Source organism: Sphingomonas sp. RIT328 (assembly GCF_000632225.1).
GTDB lineage: Bacteria > Pseudomonadota > Alphaproteobacteria > Sphingomonadales > Sphingomonadaceae > Sphingomonas > Sphingomonas kyungheensis.
Genome location: NZ_JFYV01000009.1, coordinates 81,599 through 98,256, shown reverse-complemented (window position 1 = coordinate 98,256; position 16,658 = coordinate 81,599). Strand labels below are relative to the sequence as shown.

Annotated in this window: 15 protein-coding genes; 7 read left to right on the top strand and 8 right to left on the bottom strand. The window is 68.9% G+C overall.

The features are described 5' to 3' along the window. Positions 1-40: 40 nt before the first annotated feature. The 4 genes from atpD to BW41_RS05520 form a co-directional block, all read right to left on the bottom strand. Positions 41-1,522: a F0F1 ATP synthase subunit beta gene (atpD, locus tag BW41_RS05535; protein ID WP_037532219.1), complete on the bottom strand. Its 1,482-nt coding sequence runs from the start codon at positions 1,520-1,522 to the stop codon at positions 41-43. A 25-nt stretch (positions 1,523-1,547) separates the two neighbouring features. Beyond that, the gene (locus BW41_RS05530; protein WP_037532215.1) at positions 1,548-2,432 is read right to left on the bottom strand and encodes a F0F1 ATP synthase subunit gamma; all 885 of its coding nucleotides are present in this window, start codon (positions 2,430-2,432) and stop codon (positions 1,548-1,550) included. Positions 2,433-2,508: 76 nt separating this feature from the next. Continuing rightward, the gene (gene atpA / locus BW41_RS05525) at positions 2,509-4,038 is read right to left on the bottom strand and encodes a F0F1 ATP synthase subunit alpha (protein ID WP_037532212.1); all 1,530 of its coding nucleotides are present in this window, start codon (positions 4,036-4,038) and stop codon (positions 2,509-2,511) included. Between the two features lie 6 nt (positions 4,039-4,044). Further along, positions 4,045-4,599, bottom strand: a complete 555-nt coding sequence (locus BW41_RS05520) for a F0F1 ATP synthase subunit delta (RefSeq protein ID WP_037532210.1) — start codon at positions 4,597-4,599, stop codon at positions 4,045-4,047. 191 nt (positions 4,600-4,790) lie between these two features. Here BW41_RS05520 and BW41_RS05515 point away from each other — a divergent pair, with 191 nt between their 5' ends. Both BW41_RS05515 and ada read left to right on the top strand, forming a co-directional pair. Next, positions 4,791-5,726, top strand: a complete 936-nt coding sequence (locus BW41_RS05515) for a hypothetical protein (protein ID WP_235199560.1) — start codon at positions 4,791-4,793, stop codon at positions 5,724-5,726. 49 nt (positions 5,727-5,775) lie between these two features. After that, positions 5,776-6,804, top strand: a complete 1,029-nt coding sequence (gene ada, locus BW41_RS05510) for a bifunctional DNA-binding transcriptional regulator/O6-methylguanine-DNA methyltransferase Ada (RefSeq protein WP_037532208.1) — start codon at positions 5,776-5,778, stop codon at positions 6,802-6,804. 6 nt (positions 6,805-6,810) lie between these two features. Here ada and BW41_RS05505 read toward each other — a convergent pair whose 3' ends face one another. Together BW41_RS05505 and BW41_RS05500 are read right to left on the bottom strand one after the other, a co-directional pair. Further along, positions 6,811-8,349: a hypothetical protein gene (locus BW41_RS05505; RefSeq protein ID WP_235199551.1), complete on the bottom strand. Its 1,539-nt coding sequence runs from the start codon at positions 8,347-8,349 to the stop codon at positions 6,811-6,813. Positions 8,350-8,380: 31 nt separating this feature from the next. Continuing rightward, complete coding sequence (locus BW41_RS05500) at positions 8,381-9,892, bottom strand: S1C family serine protease (protein ID WP_037532204.1); 1,512 nt, start codon at positions 9,890-9,892, stop codon at positions 8,381-8,383. A 135-nt stretch (positions 9,893-10,027) separates the two neighbouring features. On the opposite strand from BW41_RS05500, the gene BW41_RS05495 reads away from it, so the two are divergent. From BW41_RS05495 to BW41_RS05480, 4 genes are all read left to right on the top strand, one after another. Beyond that, positions 10,028-11,551 (top strand): CpaF family protein, encoded by a 1,524-nt coding sequence (locus BW41_RS05495; RefSeq protein WP_200870351.1) that lies wholly within the window; start codon positions 10,028-10,030, stop codon positions 11,549-11,551. 95 nt (positions 11,552-11,646) lie between these two features. Next, positions 11,647-12,312 carry a hypothetical protein gene (locus BW41_RS05490; protein ID WP_037532201.1) on the top strand — a complete coding sequence of 222 codons (666 nt, stop codon included), beginning with the start codon at positions 11,647-11,649 and terminating at the stop codon, positions 12,310-12,312. Between the two features lie 205 nt (positions 12,313-12,517). Continuing rightward, entirely contained in the window at positions 12,518-13,678 is a 1,161-nt protein-coding gene (locus BW41_RS05485; protein ID WP_327195569.1) for a peptidoglycan DD-metalloendopeptidase family protein, read from the top strand. Positions 13,679-13,682: 4 nt separating this feature from the next. Next, on the top strand, positions 13,683-14,066 hold the full coding sequence (locus tag BW41_RS05480; protein WP_037532199.1) for a bactofilin family protein: 384 nt from the start codon (positions 13,683-13,685) through the stop codon (positions 14,064-14,066). A 178-nt stretch (positions 14,067-14,244) separates the two neighbouring features. On the opposite strand, the gene BW41_RS05475 is transcribed toward BW41_RS05480, so the two are convergent. Together BW41_RS05475 and BW41_RS05470 are read right to left on the bottom strand one after the other, a co-directional pair. Beyond that, entirely contained in the window at positions 14,245-14,859 is a 615-nt protein-coding gene (locus BW41_RS05475) for a DUF4893 domain-containing protein (RefSeq protein ID WP_037532197.1), read from the bottom strand. Further along, positions 14,856-15,641, bottom strand: a complete 786-nt coding sequence (locus tag BW41_RS05470; protein WP_037532194.1) for a 3-hydroxybutyrate dehydrogenase — start codon at positions 15,639-15,641, stop codon at positions 14,856-14,858. Before BW41_RS05470 ends, BW41_RS05475 begins: the two co-directional genes overlap by 4 nt. Positions 15,642-15,745: 104 nt before the next feature. Between BW41_RS05470 and ypfJ the strand changes: the two genes are divergently transcribed. Further along, on the top strand, positions 15,746-16,657 hold the full coding sequence (ypfJ, locus tag BW41_RS05465; protein ID WP_037532191.1) for a KPN_02809 family neutral zinc metallopeptidase: 912 nt from the start codon (positions 15,746-15,748) through the stop codon (positions 16,655-16,657). Position 16,658: the final 1 nt, after the last annotated feature.

Sequence of the window (16,658 nt, the reverse complement as noted above, 5' to 3'; positions counted from 1 at the left end):
ACCCCAACCCCTCCCCTGAAGGGAAGGGGTTTTGATAGGGTTACGCCTCCTGGGCGAGCTTCTCGGCCTTGGCGACCACCTCGTCGATGCCGCCGACCATGTAGAAGGCCGCCTCGGGCAGGTGATCATATTCGCCGTCGACCACCGCCTTGAACGAGCGGACGGTGTCCTCGATCTGCACGAACTTGCCGCTGATGCCGGTGAAGACCTCGGCGACGTGGAACGGCTGGCTGAGGAACTTCTGGATTTTGCGCGCGCGCGTGACGGTCAGCTTATCCTCTTCGGACAGTTCGTCCATGCCGAGGATGGCGATGATGTCCTGCAGCGACTTGTAGCGCTGGAGCAGCGACTGGACCGCACGGGCGGTGTCGTAATGCTCCTGGCCGACGACGCGCGGCTCGAGCACGCGGCTGGTCGAATCGAGCGGATCGACCGCCGGATAGATGCCGAGTTCCGAGATCGCGCGATTGAGCACGGTGGTCGCGTCCAAGTGGGCGAAGGACGTCGCCGGCGCCGGATCGGTCAGATCGTCCGCGGGAACGTACACGGCCTGCACCGAGGTGATCGAGCCCTTGTTGGTCGAGGTGATCCGCTCCTGCAGCGCGCCCATGTCGGTCGACAGCGTCGGCTGATAGCCCACCGCCGACGGGATGCGGCCGAGCAGCGCCGACACTTCCGCGCCCGCCTGGGTGAAGCGGAAGATGTTGTCGACGAAGAACAGCACGTCCTGCCCTTCCTGATCGCGGAAATATTCGGCGATGGTCAGGCCCGACAGCGCGACGCGGGCGCGGGCGCCCGGCGGCTCATTCATCTGGCCGAACACCAATGCGACCTTCGAGCCCTCGCTGATCGGATTGCCCTCGGCATCCTTGGCGATGACGCCCGCGTCGAGGAATTCGTGATAGAGGTCGTTGCCCTCGCGGGTGCGCTCGCCGACGCCGGCGAACACGCTGGTGCCGCCGTGGCCCTTGGCGATATTGTTGATCAGCTCCTGGATCAGCACGGTCTTGCCGACGCCGGCGCCGCCGAACAGGCCGATCTTGCCGCCCTTGGCGTAGGGCGCGAGTAGGTCGATCACCTTGATGCCGGTGACGAGGATCGCGCTCTCGGTCGACTGGTCGACGAACTCGGGCGCCTTGGCATGGATCGGCGCGCGCAGATCGGTGGCGACCGGGCCGCGCTCGTCGATCGGCTCGCCGACGACGTTCATGATGCGGCCGAGCGTCGCCGGGCCGACCGGGACGCTGATCTGCGAGCCGGTGTCGCGCACCGTCTGGCCGCGGGTCAGCCCCTCGGTCGCGTCCATCGCGATCGTGCGGACGGTGTTCTCGCCGAGATGCTGCGCGACTTCGAGCACCAGCCTATTGCCGTTGTTGTCGGTCTCTAGCGCCGAGAGGATCGCGGGCAGATTGTCCGGGAAGTGGACGTCGACGACGGCGCCGATGACCTGGGCGATCGTGCCGGTGGTGTTGCTGCTGCCCGTCGACTGGGTCGGGCGGATGTCGTCTGCGGCGGTGGCCATGGCGGTTCTTCCTGCTTCGGATTCGTTAGAGCGCTTCGGCGCCGGAGATGATCTCGACCAGTTCGGTCGTGATCGCGGCCTGGCGCGTGCGGTTGTACTGGATCGACAGGCGATTGATCATGTCGCCCGCGTTGCGGGTGGCATTGTCCATCGCGTTCATGCGGCTGCCCTGTTCCGACGCGGCGTTCTCGAGCATCGCGCGGAAGATCTGGATCGCGACGTTGCGCGGCAACAGGTCGGCGAGGATCTGTTCCTCGTCCGGCTCATACTCGACCACGGCGCCGGCTGAGGTGGTGGCGACGGGCGCATTGCCCTCTTCGACCGCGACCGGGATGATCTGACGGCCGACCGGCAGCTGGACCAGCGCCGAGACGAACTTGGCGTAGAACAGATGCGCGACGTCGAACTCGCCCGCGGCATAACGCGCCAGCAGATCGTCGGCGACTTCGCGCGCCTGTTGGAAGCCGAGCGTCTTGTGGCCGCCAAGCTCATGATCGGCGAGGATCGCCTTGGGGTAGAAGCGGCGCAGCACCCGCCCCTTCTTGCCGGCGAGATAGAAGCGCACGGTCTTGCCCTGCGCTTCCAGCTCCTCCGCCTTGCGGCGGGCGGCGCGGACGATGTTGGTGTTGAACGCACCGGCGAGGCCGCGTTCCGAGGTGGCGACGACGAGCAGATGCACCTGATCCTTGCCGGTGCCCGACAGGAGCGGCGACACGCCCGGACCGCCGGCGAGCTGCCGCGACAGGCTGGAGACGACCGCCTCCAGCCGCTCGGCATAGGGACGGCCGGCCTGCGCCGCTTCCTGCGCCCGGCGCAGCTTCGCGGCGGCGACCATCTTCATCGCCTTGGTGATCTTCTGGGTCGACTTGACCGAGTTGATCCGGATCTTGAGGGCCTTCAACGACGCCATTGTTGTCCTTCATGTATCCCCGCGACGGCGGGGACCCAGTACTGGGCTCCCGCCTTCGCGGGAGCACATTGAGCGGTTACGCGAAGGTCTTCGCGAACTGGTCGAGCGCGGCTTTGAGCCCCGACTTGGCCTCGTCGCCGAGATCGCGCGTCTCGCGGATCTTGGTGAGGACGCCGGCGTGGTTGGCGCGCAGGTCGGCGAGCATCGCCGCCTCGTAGCGCGTCACGTCCTGCACCGCGACCTTGTCGAGATAGCCGTTGGTGCCGGCGAAGATCGACGCGGTCTGCTCCTCGAACGGCATCGGGTTGAACTGCGCCTGCTTGAGCAGTTCGGTCAGCCGCGCGCCGCGGTTGAGCAGGCGCTGCGTCGAGGCATCGAGGTCCGAGCCGAACTGCGCGAACGCCGCCATCTCGCGATATTGCGCCAATTCGAGCTTGATGCTGCCCGACACCTTCTTCATCGCCTTGGTCTGCGCGGCCGAGCCGACGCGGCTGACCGACAGGCCGACGTTGATCGCCGGGCGGATGCCGGCGAAGAACAGATCGGTTTCGAGGAAGATCTGGCCGTCGGTGATCGAGATCACGTTGGTCGGGATATAGGCCGACACGTCGCCCGCCTGCGTCTCGATGATCGGCAGCGCGGTCAGCGAACCGCCGCCGTTCGCGTCCGACATCTTGGCGGCGCGCTCGAGCAGGCGGCTGTGCAGATAGAAGACGTCGCCCGGATAGGCCTCGCGGCCCGGCGGACGGCGCAGCAGCAGCGACATCTGGCGATAGGCGACCGCCTGCTTCGACAGATCGTCGAACACGATCAGCGCGTGCATGCCGTTGTCACGGAAGAACTCGCCCATCGCGGTGCCGGTATAGGGCGCGAGGAACTGCAGCGGCGCCGGCTCCGACGCGGTCGCGGCGACGACGATGGAATATTCCATCGCGCCATTCTCTTCGAGCGTCTTGACGAGCTGCGCGACGGTCGAGCGCTTCTGGCCGACCGCGACATAGACGCAATACAGCTTCTTCGATTCGTCCGAGCCGGCGTTGACCGTCTTCTGGTTGATGAAGGTATCGATCGCGACCGCCGACTTGCCGGTCTGGCGATCGCCGATGATCAGCTCGCGCTGGCCGCGGCCGACGGGGACGAGCGCGTCGATCGCCTTGAGTCCCGACTGCATCGGCTCGCTCACCGACTGGCGCGGGATGATGCCGGGTGCCTTGACCTCGACGCGGCTGCGCTTGTCGGCGACGATCGGGCCCTTGCCGTCGATCGGATTGCCGAGGCCATCGACGACGCGGCCGAGCAGGCCCTTGCCGACCGGCACGTCGACGATCGTGCCGGTGCGCTTGACGATGTCGCCCTCGCGGATTTCCGCGTCCGAGCCGAAGATCACGACGCCGACGTTATCGGCTTCGAGGTTGAGCGCCATGCCCTGCACGCCATTGGCGAATTCGACCATCTCGCCCGCCTGGACGTTGTCGAGGCCGTAGATGCGCGCGATGCCGTCGCCGACCGACAGCACCTGGCCGGTCTCGGTGACCTGGGCCTCGGTGCCGAAGTTGCTGATCTGGTCCTTGATGACCTTCGAGATTTCTGCGGCGCGGATATCCATCGTGAGTTAGCCCTTCATCGCCTGCGCGAGAGAATTGAGACGGGTGCGGATCGACGAATCGATCATCTGTGAACCGATGCGGACGACGAGGCCGCCGAGCAGTTCGGGGTCGACCGACAGGTCGACGGAAACGTCGCGGCCGACGCGCTGGCGCAGCTGCTGCTTGAGCGCATCGACCTGCGCGCCGTCGAGCGGATGCGCGCTGACCACTTCCGCGGCGACCTCGCCGCGATGCCGCGCGGCGAGCTGGCGGAAGGCGCGGATGATCGCAGGCAGCTGGCCGAGACGGCGGTTCTCGGCGAGCACGCCGAGGAAATTCTTGGTGGTGCCGTCGACGCCGAGCAGATCGGCGGTGGCGAGCACCGCCTTTACCGCCGCGCCGCGTGCGACCAGCGGGCTGGTGGTCAGCGCGCGGAAGTCGGCGTTCTGCGCGAGCGCGTCGCGGACCGCAGCGAGGCTGGCTTCGACGGTATCGATCGTGCGGGCGTCGCGCGCGAGATCGAACAACGCGATCGCATAGCGCCCACCTAAGCTTGCCTGAATACCGCCGGATGTCTCCACGGAGCTGAAGTCCTCGTGCCGAAATGTTGGCCCATGGGGAAGAGGGCGCGCGATGCACGCCTGCTATGGGTGGCGGGCGGCTAGCATGAGGGGGCGGCAAGCGCAAGTACAGGGGGGTGCAAAGTGCTGACGCTTCGGCACTACCGATGCCGGCAGCCTGGGTTCAGATTGGCCGTGTTAGAGGAGCTCCCATGGCTGTGCAGCGTTTTTCGGCAGGGCTGATCGGACTGGCGATGCTGGCCGCGGCGCCGGCCGCCGCGGAGACGCTGCACGTCACCGGCGTGTTCGCGGCGGGCGCGCGCGATGCCCGCCGGCTGTCGACGATCGCGGTCGGCCCGTTCGGCGGGGCGGACGGGGCGGCGCTCGGCGATGCGATCGAGCGGCGGTTGCGCGCGCTCGACCGGGAGCCCCTGCCCCATGTCCGGGTGATCGCGGCGTCGCTGCGCCCCGATGCGGTGCTCACCGGCCGGACCAGCGTCGGCGTGGTCGACGACGCCTATCGCGAGCCGCGCGAGCGCTGTGCCGAGACCAAGGACGGCAAATGCGTGCGGCGGCAGCGCTACAGCGTTGGCTGCATCCGGCGGACGGTGACGCTGCGCGCCGACCTCACGCTCGACGGCCGCGGCCGCTATGCGCCGGTCAGGACGCGCGACGATCGCCACGACTGGTGCGAGGATGGCGGCGTTCCCGGCAATGTCGCGGCCAGCGTCGCGGCGATGATCGAATCGGTCGCCGCCGAGACGCGCGACGACCTCGCGCCGAAACCCGCCGACTATACGATCCGCCTCGACGAGACGCGCGACGGCCTGCCGCCGCCGCTGGCGGCCCGGTTCAAGGCGGCGGTGCGGCTGACCAAGCACGATCCCGCCGCCGCCTGCGCCGCCTTCGCCGCGATCGACCAGGACGCGCCCGATCACGGCCCGACGATGTACGACCTTGCGCTCTGCGCCGAGGCGGCGGAACGCTATGGCGAGGCGGCGGATCGCTATCTGCGGGCGCGGGTGCTGCTGCCGCGCGCCGGCGGCGAGATCAGCCGCGGCCTGGCGCGGGTCGCATCGCTGGCGGCGGGGGCGGAGGATGTCGCGGCGCTGCGCCGCCTGCCGCCGGTGGTCGGCAGCGGGCTTTGACCGCAAGCCGCGGGATGAGCGCCGCGGCGCGATCGGCTAGACACCTCATATGACGACGATCGATCAGGATGCGGCCTGGGCCGCCTTTGCCGCGCGCGACCGGCGCCAAGACGGCCAGTTCGTCGCGGCGGTGCGCTCCACCGGCATCTATTGCCGGCCGAGCTGCCCGGCCCGGCACCCGCGGCGCGAGAATGTGTGCTTCCTCCCCGACGGCGCGGCGGCGCGCGCGGCGGGGTTCCGCGCCTGCCTGCGCTGTACGCCCGACGCGGTCGCGCGCGACAGCCGCGCGGTCGCCGCCGCGATCGAGGCGATCACCGCCGCCGCGTCGCCGCTTCCGCTCGCCGAGCTGGCGGCGCGGGTCGGCTATGCGCCGCATCATTTCCAGCGGCTGTTCACCCGCGCCACCGGGGTCAGCCCCGCCGCCTATGCGCGCGCGCTGCGCGCCGAACGCGCGGGCAGCGCGTTGCAGCGCGAGCGGAGCGTCATCGCAGCGATCTACGACGCCGGCTATGGTGCGGCGAGCCGCTTCTATGCCGAGGGCGCGCAGCGGCTCGGCATGACGCCGTCCGCCTGGGCGCGGGGCGGCGCCGGGGTGACGATCCGCTGGACGATCGCGGCGACGACGCTCGGGCCGCTGCTCGTCGCGGCAACCGACCGGGGGCTGTGCCGCGTCGCCTTCGACGAGGATGAAGCGGCGCTGGCCGCGCGCTTCCCGCAGGCCGAGGTGACGCCGGGCGATGCGTCGCTCGCCACGCTCGCCGCCGCGGTGGTGGCGCTGGTCGAGGGGCGCAGCCAGGATACGACGCTGCCGCTCGACGTGCGCGGCACCGCCTTTCAGGAGGCAGTGTGGCAGGCGCTGCGCGCGATTCCCGCGGGCAAGACGCGCAGCTATGCCGAACTCGCCGCCGCCGCCGGCCGCCCCGGCGCGACGCGGGCGGCGGGCACCGCGTGCGGCAGCAACCCGCTCGCCGTGGTGGTGCCGTGCCACCGGATCACCCGCAGCGACGGCGGGCTCGGCGGCTATGCCTGGGGCGTCGCGCGCAAGCGCGCGTTGCTGGCGCGGGAGAGCGGCGACTGAGCCGGCTCAATCCTCGATCATAAGCGGCGCCCCCAGCGCGGCGAGCGCCTGCGGCCCGGTCTTGCCGGCGTCGAGCGCGGCGAGCAGGCGGGCGGCGGGATTGTCGGTCTGGCTGTGCGCCGAATAAGCGAGCGGGCGCAACACCAGCCGCGCCGCGTCGCGCTTGTCGTCGAGCAGCATCTGTACCGCATAGGTCAGCGCCAGGCCCTCGTCCTGCGGCACCAGCTCATGCGCGCGGCGCAGCGCCGCCTTGGCATTGTCGGTCGGCGGCGTCCCCGCCATGCGGAAGCTCTGGTAGAAGAGCTGCAGCGCATAGGCGTCGTTGGTGTCGATCTTGTTGGCGCGGAGCAGCCAGTTCCGCGCCTCGCGCCACACTGCCGGGTCCGTCGCGTGCGCGGCCGACGCGCGCCGGAGGTGTACCTGCGCCTTGTAGACCAGCGCCTGCGACGATTTCGGGTCGATCGCCAGCGCCCGGTCGGCGGCGGCATCGGCGAGGTCGAGCCGCCCGGCGTCGAGCGCCATTTCCGCGAACCAGCCCTGCACCACTGCATCCTTCGGATAGCGTTCGGCGATCGGCGTCGCCTCCGCCAGGATCGGCTGCGCGGTCTCGCGGTTGACGCCGCGGTCCGAGCGCATCCGCAGCGTAATCATCTCGCGCTCGCCCGGTGACAGCGCGCGGACGCTGACCACCGGCTTGGGCAGCCGCGTGATCGGTATCCGGTATGCCGCCATCGTCGATTTGTGCAGATAGGCGGACAGCGATTTGTCGAGCGTGCGCAGATCACCGAAGGCGGCGCGCGCCGCCTCCGCGCCCGGCGTGCCGGCGTTGAGCGCGCGCAGATAGGCGTCGAGCTGGGCCTTCCGCGTCGGGTCCATCACGAGATAATGGGTGAGCAGCCAGCCGCGGGCATAAAGCGCCGCCGTCTGCGTATCGCGCAGCTTCTGCGACATGTTGAGCGAGAAGAGCTGCTCCGCACTGAGCGGCGCGGCCATCAGCAGATCATAGGCGCGATGCTGCGCCGGCGTGCCGAGCCAGATGGCGTCCTTGTCGAACCTCGCGGTGGAGAGGAATTCCGGATAGCCCTCCCCGAACCACGCCGGCAGCGCGGTCTCGTAATTGCCTAGCAGCAGATGATGCCCGTATTCGTGGAACAGCACGACCTGCGGGTGGAGCGCATTGATGTCGTCGGGCCGCTCGTCGCGCGCCGGGGTGAAGGCGACCGATCCGCTCGCCCGCCCCTGGTAGAAGCCGGCGATATGGTCGCCGCCCTTGCCGAACAGCCGGCGGACGGCGCTGTCGTCGGCGACGACATAGACGGTGAGCTTGTTCGATCCGTCCCCCTCGTTCGCCGGGATGGCGTTGAACATCCGCACGAGGCCGTCGAACCATTCGAGCCGCTCGGCGCGCTTCTGGACGAGATCGGCGCTGCCTTGCGCATAGACGATGAAATGCTTCGACGTCGCCTCATACCATTCCGCCGCCACTGGCTGTGCGACGGCGAGCGCGAGCAGCGACACCCAAATTTTGCCGAACCGCATCCTCATCCCCCCCCTGCGGCACGAGGGTAAACCCGTGTCAGCCCGCATGGCAATTATAGACGAGCTTCTCATTGGGCAGCGGCGGCAGCAGCGCGCGGATCGCCGCCTGCTGCTGCGCGATCCGTTCGATCGCGGCGGGATCGACGGTACATTGCGACGCCTTGCCCTGATCCGCCTGCGCCTGCTGCTTGCGAACCTGCGCCATCGCCTGCGCGCCGAGCATGTAGCGCGTGTCGGTATAGCGGCGGGTGACCGGATCGAAGGTGACGACCGAGACGGTCTGCTCCTGATCGGGCACCACCACCCGCTCCCACCGGTCGGCGGTCGGCAGATATTGCACGCCGCCGGCACAGCCGCTGCGCCCCCAGCGCAACGCGACGTCGCTGGTCGGCGAAACGGTGACGCGGCTGCGATCGGGCTGGAAGGTGCAGACCAACTTGCCGAGCGGGGCATTGGGCACCGACTGGCTGACCACCACCGACACCGGCGGATGCGTCGGCTCGGCGGCCGGGCGCAGCACGAAGACGACGATCGCGACGATCATCGTCAGGCCGCCGATGCCGCCCGCCCATAGCGCCGCGCGTCGCCGCCGCTGGATCGCGCACAAGGCCGCGGCGCCGACGCCCATCGCGCCGAGCACGAGCAGCAGCCCGGCAACGCCCATCACATTCTCGCGCCTCGTCTGCGCCGCCTGCCGAGCGCGGGCGAGCGCCTCCTCGCGATCGATCTCGGCATGGGTGGCGGCGTCGCGCTGGCGGGTCAGCGCATCGGTGCGGGCGCGGACATCCGCCTCGCTGTCGTCGCGCAGCCGTTCCTCGATCGAGGTGCAGGGCGTGCCGACCGCGACATAGGGCTGTTTCGCCTCGCGCAGGAAGGCGGCCAGCTCGGTATCGGCGATCGCGAAGCCGAACGAGCCGTCGCCCTCCTCGCCGCGGGTGATCGCCGAATTGATGCCGATCACCCGGCCGCAGCGATCGAGCAGCGGCCCGCCCGAATTGCCGCGCGCGATATTGGCGGTGTGGAGCAGCACCTCGGTGCCGGTCAGGCTGCGTCGCCCGGAGAAGACGCCTTCCGACCGCACCGGCGACGTCGGCCGGATATAGTCGGCGGCGGATTGCGCGGTGGCGAGATCGACGTTGCCGGGATAGCCAAGCGCGATCACCGCATCACCCTCCCCGACCGGCCCGGTGTAGAGCGCGGCGGGCGGCAGCCGCGCGCCGGCAAATTCGATCAGCGCGAGGTCGCGCTTGGCGTCATAGGCGACGACGCGCCCCTGATAGCTTTTGTCGCCCTCCGACGGCACGACGCCGATCACGACATTGTCGGGATAGCGTTCGGCGAGCTCCATGACGTGCGCATTGGTGACGATGCGGTTGGGCGCGATCGCGACGCCGCTGCCGTGGCCGAAGCCGACCACCTGCCCGTCGACCACCGCAATGGTGACGACACGGACGACGCCGCGCGCGGTCGCGCCGATATCGTCGGCGGCGGCGGGACCGGCGCCGAACAGCAGCCAGATCGGAGCGAGAAGAAGAAGCAGGCGGCGCATCGCGCGCCTTCGAACGGCAGCGGCGCCGCCCTGTCAAGCACGGCATCCAGGCTGCATCGCTACCGTTTTGGTTTGGTTAGGAAAATCTCAAACTCTCCTGCCTAGGCCTGAACGCCGAAGGTCGAGGATAGGTGTATGAGCGCGTTCGGACGTCGGAACGGAATGAGCGGACAGCCGGTGCGGCCGGCGTTTGGCGTGGCGCGGCCGATGCAGGGCGGCGCGATGCCGCGTGCGGAGGACGCCGCCGGCAGCCAGTTCCCGCCGATCGAGACGATCCCGCTGCCCGGCAGCGATGACGCGGGCGCGATGATGCCCGCCGGCACGGTCGACGCGATCCAGCGCCTCACCGACCGGCAGAACGCCAGCGGCGACGCCGGCAGCAGCCGTAACGAGGGCTTCGAGGCCTCGATCCACAAGATCAAGGAACAGGTGCTGCCCCGCCTGCTCGAACGGGTCGATCCGGAAGCGGCGGCGACGCTCGGCAAGGACGAGCTCGCCGAGGAATTCCGCCCGATCATCGGCGAGGTGCTCGCCGAGCTCAAGCTGACGCTCAACCGCCGCGAACAGTTCGCGCTCGAGAAGGTGCTGGTCGACGAGCTGCTCGGCCTCGGGCCGCTTGAGGAACTGCTCGCCGATCCGGCGATCACCGACATCATGGTCAACGGCCCCGACCAGACCTATGTCGAGCGCAAGGGCAAGCTCGAACTCGCGCAGATCCAGTTCCGCGACGAGGAGCATCTGTTCCAGATCGCGCAGCGCATCGTCAATTCGGTCGGCCGCCGCGTCGACCAGACCACGCCGCTCGCCGACGCGCGCCTCAAGGACGGCAGCCGCGTCAACGTCATCGTCCCGCCGCTGAGCTTGCGCGGCACCGCCATCTCGATCCGTAAATTCTCCGCCAAGCCGATCACGCTCGACATGATGGCGGGGTTCGGCTCGATGAGCCCGAAGATGGCGACCGCGCTCAAGATCGCCGGCGCGAGCCGCTTCAACGTCGTCATCTCTGGCGGCACCGGCTCGGGCAAGACGACGATGCTCAACGCCCTGTCGAAGATGATCGACCCCGGCGAGCGCGTGCTGACGATCGAGGACGCCGCCGAACTGCGCCTGCAGCAGCCGCACTGGCTGCCGCTCGAAACGCGGCCCGCCAATCTCGAGGGCCAGGGCGAGGTGAGCATCCGCGACCTCGTCAAGAACGCGCTGCGTATGCGCCCCGACCGCATCATCCTCGGCGAGATCCGCGGGTCCGAATGTTTCGACATGCTCGCGGCGATGAACACCGGTCACGACGGCTCGATGTGCACCCTCCACGCCAACTCCCCGCGCGAGGCGCTGGCGCGTATGGAGAACATGGTGATGATGTCGGACATCAAGGTGCCGAAGGAGGCGATCAGCCGCCAGATCGCCGATTCGGTCGAGCTGATCATCCAGGTCAAGCGCCTGCGCGACGGGTCGCGCCGCGTCACCAACGTCACCGAGGTGATCGGCATGGAAGGCCCGGTGATCGTCACGCAGGAATTGTTCAAGTTCGAATATCTCGACGAGAGCGCCGACGGCAAGATCATCGGCGAATACCGCTCGATGGGCCTGCGCCCGTACACGCTCGACAAGGCGAAGCAGTTCGGCTTCGATCAGGCGTTCCTGGAGGCGTGCCTGTAGGGGGCGGACGCGGGTTGTGGGAAAAGGCCTGACCGGGCCCGCATTCAACGCAATATCCGTTCCCGCACGGCGCCTTTGCCGCTATCTTCGCCGCCATGCGTATCCTGCTTCGCCCGCTCCTCGGCCTTGCCTTGCTGCTCGGGACGCTGTTCGGCGCGGGGCCGGCCTTTGCGGCGGTGACGATCACCTTCTGGAGCCATGAGCTCGGCAACAGTTTCCCGCACGCCTTCTTCACGCTGCGCGGCGTGCCGGACGCAGGCGGCGCACCGGTCGACGTCAATTACGGCTTCACTGCCAAATCGGTGTCGCCCGCCTTGCTGATGGGCAGCGTCGCCGGGCGGCTCGATATCTCCAGGTCCTTCTATATCGGCACCAGCGACGCGCAGTTCGCGGTGGTGCTGAGCGACGCGCAATATACGCAGGTGCTCGGGCTGATCGCGGCGTGGGACGAGAAGACCGGCGACGGCCGCTACAATCTCAACGACCGCAACTGCGTCCACTTCGTCAAGGAAGCCGCGCGCATCGCCGGGCTGACCGGGCTCGATCATCCCAGGCTGATGAAGAAGCCGCGCTCCTATCTGCAGGCGGTGGCGGCGGCCAATCCGGGACGCGTCACCGTCATCCACCAGCATGGCAAGGCCTATCTCGCCTCGCTGCCGCCGCTCGCCGCGCGGCCGGTGGCGCAGCCCGCGCCGGCGTTGCCGGCGGCCGCTGCCGCCGCGCCCCCGCTGGCGACGGTGCAGCCGCTGCCAGCCCGCTGACACCATTCGATTCGTCGCAGCTGTGGAGCGGCTGAACGCGGATCGCGGCGACTGACCCGCCCGTGTCGCCGGTCCATGATCCCTCCCCTCTATGATGGGGCAGGGATCATGGGGTCATGGAAGCGGGATCGCTTTGAACAAGCCGAAACCGCATCGCGCGGGCCAATCTGTCGCTCGCGTCACCGTTCGACAACGGTTGACCGACGTGCGCGCGCGCGTCGCGAACTGGTTTCCCGACCGCGAATTCATCATGCGCTCGCAGGGGCAGGTCCGCTTCCTGCGCGTCTCCGGGCGGACACAGAAGCGTGCCGCGGTCGGCGTCGTCGTGCTGACGCTCGCCTACGGCGGATCGCTGACCGCGCTGACCGTGATCCGCTGGCATGAATCCTACGATATCGACGAATTGCTCAGCCGGCAGGCGCGCGTCGAGAAGGCGGAGAATCGCGTCGCCGCCTATCGCAAGAACGTCGACGGCGTCGCGTCCGACCTGCAACGCCGGCAGGACTTCATCGAGAAGGTGACGCAGACGCGGCTCGGCGAGCTGCCCAAGGCCGCCAGACACGGCGACACCGTCACCAACAGCAGCACCGAAGCCGCCAAGACCGTCCGCAAGGTCAGCGCCGCGGTGCCGGAGGCCGCCAATCTCGCGCGGATGGAGGCGCGGCAGCTCGCCTTCGTCGAGAGCCTGACGCGCTATGCCGATCATCGCAGCGCCGCCGACGTCGCGATGCTGCGCAAGCTCGGCCTCAACCCGCAGATGATGCTCGCCGCGCTCGACGACCGCGACGCGATGGGCGGGCCGCTGTTCCCGATGTCGACCGACGCCGACGGCTCGATCGATCCGCGCTTCGCACGGCTCGGCGCCAGCCTGTCGCGGATGAGCGCGATCGAACAGGGCCTCGCCCGCGTGCCGCAGGTGCTGCCGGCGAGCATGAATTCGATCTCGAGCGGCTTCGGCTTCCGCTCCGATCCCTTCACCCATCACGGCTCGTTCCATCCGGGGCTCGATTTCCGCGGCCCGCGCGGTGCGCCGATCTATGCCGCCGCGCGCGGCGTGGTGACCTTCGTCGGCCAGCGGTCCGGCTATGGCAATTGCGTCGAGGTGACGCATGGCGATGGCCTGGTCACGCGCTACGGCCATATGTCCGGTTTCCACAGCCATGTCGGCCAGCAGGTCGCCGCCGGCCAGACGATCGGCGCGATCGGCTCGACCGGGCGATCGACCGGACCCCATCTGCATTTCGAGGTGCGGATCAACGACCGCCCCGTCAACCCTCGCCCATTCCTGGAGGCGCGCACCCATGTTTCACCGCCGATCACCCGCCCCGACTCCCGTCCATCATCATCAGCCAAGGGTAGCGACTGAGCCCATGAACAAAGCGTCCACCTTCTCGATGATCGGCGCCGACGTCTTCATCGAAGGCAATCTCTCCGCCACCGCCGACCTGCATATCGACGGCCAGGTCCAAGGCGACATCACCTGCACCTCGCTGGTCCAGGGGCCGTCGAGCGAGCTGACCGGGCTGGTCAGCGCGCAATCGGGGCATCTCGCCGGCACGGTGCGCGGCACGATCACGATCAGCACGCTCGTCATCCAGCGCAGCGCGCATATCATCGGCGACGTCCATTATGAATCGCTGACGATCGAACAGGGCGCGCGCGTCGAGGGCCGCTTCGCCAAGGCAGGCAGCGAAGTGCCGATGCCGGTGCCCATGCCGGTCGACGACCATCCGCTGATGCTCGAAAGCGACTGACGCCCGGGCCGGCGGTGCCGGGACCTCGGCGCGGTCGAGACCGCTGCGAACGTCTCGCCGCCGCCCCGGCCTAGTTCCCCGCTCCGACGAGCCGCGAGGTCAGGGGCTGATGCTCCTGCGGAACCGCGGGTGCCGGAACACGGCCGGCATGTCGGCGGCAAATTTGCAGAGGTTGCGTTCAGTCGGGCACAACCTCGATCACGTCGAGCGTCGAGTGGAAGCCGGGAAAGGGCAGCACCAGCCGCCAGCGCGCCGCGTCGATCCGTTCGACCAGCCCCGCCATGTCGCGCTGGCGGTCGCGGCCGTAGCGCATCGGCCGATCCTCGTCGCCGAGCGCGAGCGTGCCGAGGAAGATGGTGCGCGAATCGGTGCTGTCGAACAGATTGCCGCTCGCCCGCTGATCGCCGTCGGTGACGAAGCGACGCTCCATCCCCGCTTCGGTCACCCGGCAGGCGGTCCAGCTGCCGGTGAGCAGCGGCGGCCCGCCCGCGCCGATTCCGCCCAGCCGGTGCGTCCGGCAGCGGTAGCGGCCGGGATGCAGCGCCGCACCCTCGATCACCCGGTCGGGATCGAACAGCGCCGGGTCGGCAGCGAGTCGCGCCCGCCCCGCCTCGCTGCCGCGGACCTTGGCGAGCGCCTGCACCCAGGCGTCGCGCCAGCCGCGCAGCCGTTCGCGATCCTGCCGCGTCGCCACCTTGCGCCAGTCGCGGTCGCTCGTGTCCTGACCGCGCACCGCGGCGGTGGCGAGCATTGCCCCGGCGAGCGAGACGGCGATGATCCGCGCGATCCTCATGCCGCGGTCCAGCCGCCGTCGACCGACAGATTGGCGCCGGTGATCGCCTTCGCCTCGTCGCGGCACAGGAACAGCGCCAGCGCGGCGACCTGTTCGGGGGTGACGAATGCCTTGGTCGGCTGCGCGGCGAGCAGCACGTCGTTCATCACCTGCTCGCGGGTCATGCCGCGCGCCGTCATCGTATCGGGGATCTGCGCCTCGACCAGCGGCGTCCAGACATAGCCGGGCGAGATGCAATTGACGGTGACGCCATGCTGCGCGGTTTCCAGCGCGATCGTCTTGGTCAGCCCGACGAGGCCGTGCTTGGCCATGACATAGGCCGATTTGTTGGGGCTGGCGACGAGGCTGTGCGCCGAGGCGGTCGAGATGATCCGCCCCCAGCCCTTCGCCTTCATCAGCGGCACCGCGGCGCGCATCGCATACCAGGCGCTGGTCAGGTTGATCGCGAGGATCGCCTCCATCTTCTCGGGCGGAAACGACTCGATCGACGCGACGTGCTGGACGCCGGCGTTGTTGACGAGGATATCGGCGCTGCCGGTCTCGTCGGCGGCCCGCTCGACCAAAGCCGCGATCTGCTCGGGTTTCGTCATGTCGGCGGCATCGTAGAGCGCCGCCGCGCCGCTTGCCGCGGCCAGCTCGCCGCGTATCGTCTCGATCGCCTCCGCGTCGCCGAAGCCGTTGATCACCACCGCCGCGCCCTCCGCGGCGAAGGCCCGCGCATAAGCGAGGCCGATGCCCGAGGTGGAACCGGTAATCACGGCGGTCTTGCCCTTGAGGATCATCGCGCTGCTCTCCTGCTGTCGCCTGCCGTGTGCGTCGTCGGCGCGGCCGTTGCAACCGGGAGGCGGGTTGGGGCATTCGTAACGCAAGCTAAACGGAGTTCCGCATGCGCCTCGACGATTTTGACCCCAACATTGACGTCGGCGATCAGGGGAATCGCGGCGGCGGTTTCGGTGGTGGTGGCGGCGGCGGCGGTCTGCTGTTCGGCCTGCTGCCTTTGATCGGCAGTCGATTCGGCTGCGGCGGTATCGTCGTCGTCCTGCTGCTGATGGCGGTATTCGGCGGACTCGGCAATTTGGGCGGGATGCTCGGCGGCGGCGGCAGTGGCACGCAGGTGACGCGCTCCGCTCCGGCGGACGGCGGCTCGGCCACACAAGTCTGTACGTCCGACCCGGCAAAAAAGGCAGCGTGCGATGCCTTCAGCTCGGCACAGAAGACATGGACGGCGCTGTTTGCACAGAGCGGTAAGCGGTTCGAAGCGCCCGGCTTGCGGTTCTTCTCGCAGAACGGCCAGTCTGGCTGCGGCGCGGCGCAGTCGGCGATGGGGCCGTTCTACTGCCCAACGGATCAGCGCATCTATCTCGACACCAGCTTCTTCAACGAACTCGCCAACCGCTTCGGCGCCAAGGGCGATTTCGCGCAGGATTACGTGATCGCACACGAATTCGGCCACCATATCCAGAACCTGCTCGGCACCTCCGATCAGGTGCAGCGCATTCAGCGCAGCGGCAGCGAGACGGAGGGCAATGCCGCCTCGGTCCGGCTCGAGCTTCAGGCGGATTGCTATGCCGGCGTGTGGGCGGCGCAGAACCGCAGCCGGATGGACCAAGGCGATCTCCAGGAAGGGCTGACCGCGGCGCAGGCGATCGGCGACGATACGTTGCAGAAGGAATCGACCGGCCGCGTCGTCCCCGACAGCTTCACCCACGGCACCTCGGCGCAGCGCATGCACTGGCTGCAACGCGGCATCGAGACCGGCGACCCGGCGCAGTGCGATACGTTCAGCGGTGCGATCTGAT

What these genes read in the sequence shown, in the direction of transcription:
- atpD (WP_037532219.1), bottom strand. Translation starts at nt 1,522, where the DNA reads ATGGCCACCGCCGCAGACGACATCCGCCCGACCCAGTCGACGGGCAGC.
- BW41_RS05530 (WP_037532215.1), bottom strand. Translation starts at nt 2,432, where the DNA reads ATGGCGTCGTTGAAGGCCCTCAAGATCCGGATCAACTCGGTCAAGTCG.
- atpA (WP_037532212.1), bottom strand. Translation starts at nt 4,038, where the DNA reads ATGGATATCCGCGCCGCAGAAATCTCGAAGGTCATCAAGGACCAGATC.
- BW41_RS05515 (WP_235199560.1), top strand. Translation starts at nt 4,791, where the DNA reads ATGGCTGTGCAGCGTTTTTCGGCAGGGCTGATCGGACTGGCGATGCTG.
- ada (WP_037532208.1), top strand. Translation starts at nt 5,776, where the DNA reads ATGACGACGATCGATCAGGATGCGGCCTGGGCCGCCTTTGCCGCGCGC.
- BW41_RS05505 (WP_235199551.1), bottom strand. Translation starts at nt 8,349, where the DNA reads ATGAGGATGCGGTTCGGCAAAATTTGGGTGTCGCTGCTCGCGCTCGCC.
- BW41_RS05500 (WP_037532204.1), bottom strand. Translation starts at nt 9,892, where the DNA reads ATGCGCCGCCTGCTTCTTCTTCTCGCTCCGATCTGGCTGCTGTTCGGC.
- BW41_RS05495 (WP_200870351.1), top strand. Translation starts at nt 10,028, where the DNA reads ATGAGCGCGTTCGGACGTCGGAACGGAATGAGCGGACAGCCGGTGCGG.
- BW41_RS05490 (WP_037532201.1), top strand. Translation starts at nt 11,647, where the DNA reads ATGCGTATCCTGCTTCGCCCGCTCCTCGGCCTTGCCTTGCTGCTCGGG.
- BW41_RS05480 (WP_037532199.1), top strand. Translation starts at nt 13,683, where the DNA reads ATGAACAAAGCGTCCACCTTCTCGATGATCGGCGCCGACGTCTTCATC.
- BW41_RS05475 (WP_037532197.1), bottom strand. Translation starts at nt 14,859, where the DNA reads ATGAGGATCGCGCGGATCATCGCCGTCTCGCTCGCCGGGGCAATGCTC.
- BW41_RS05470 (WP_037532194.1), bottom strand. Translation starts at nt 15,641, where the DNA reads ATGATCCTCAAGGGCAAGACCGCCGTGATTACCGGTTCCACCTCGGGC.
- ypfJ (WP_037532191.1), top strand. Translation starts at nt 15,746, where the DNA reads ATGCGCCTCGACGATTTTGACCCCAACATTGACGTCGGCGATCAGGGG.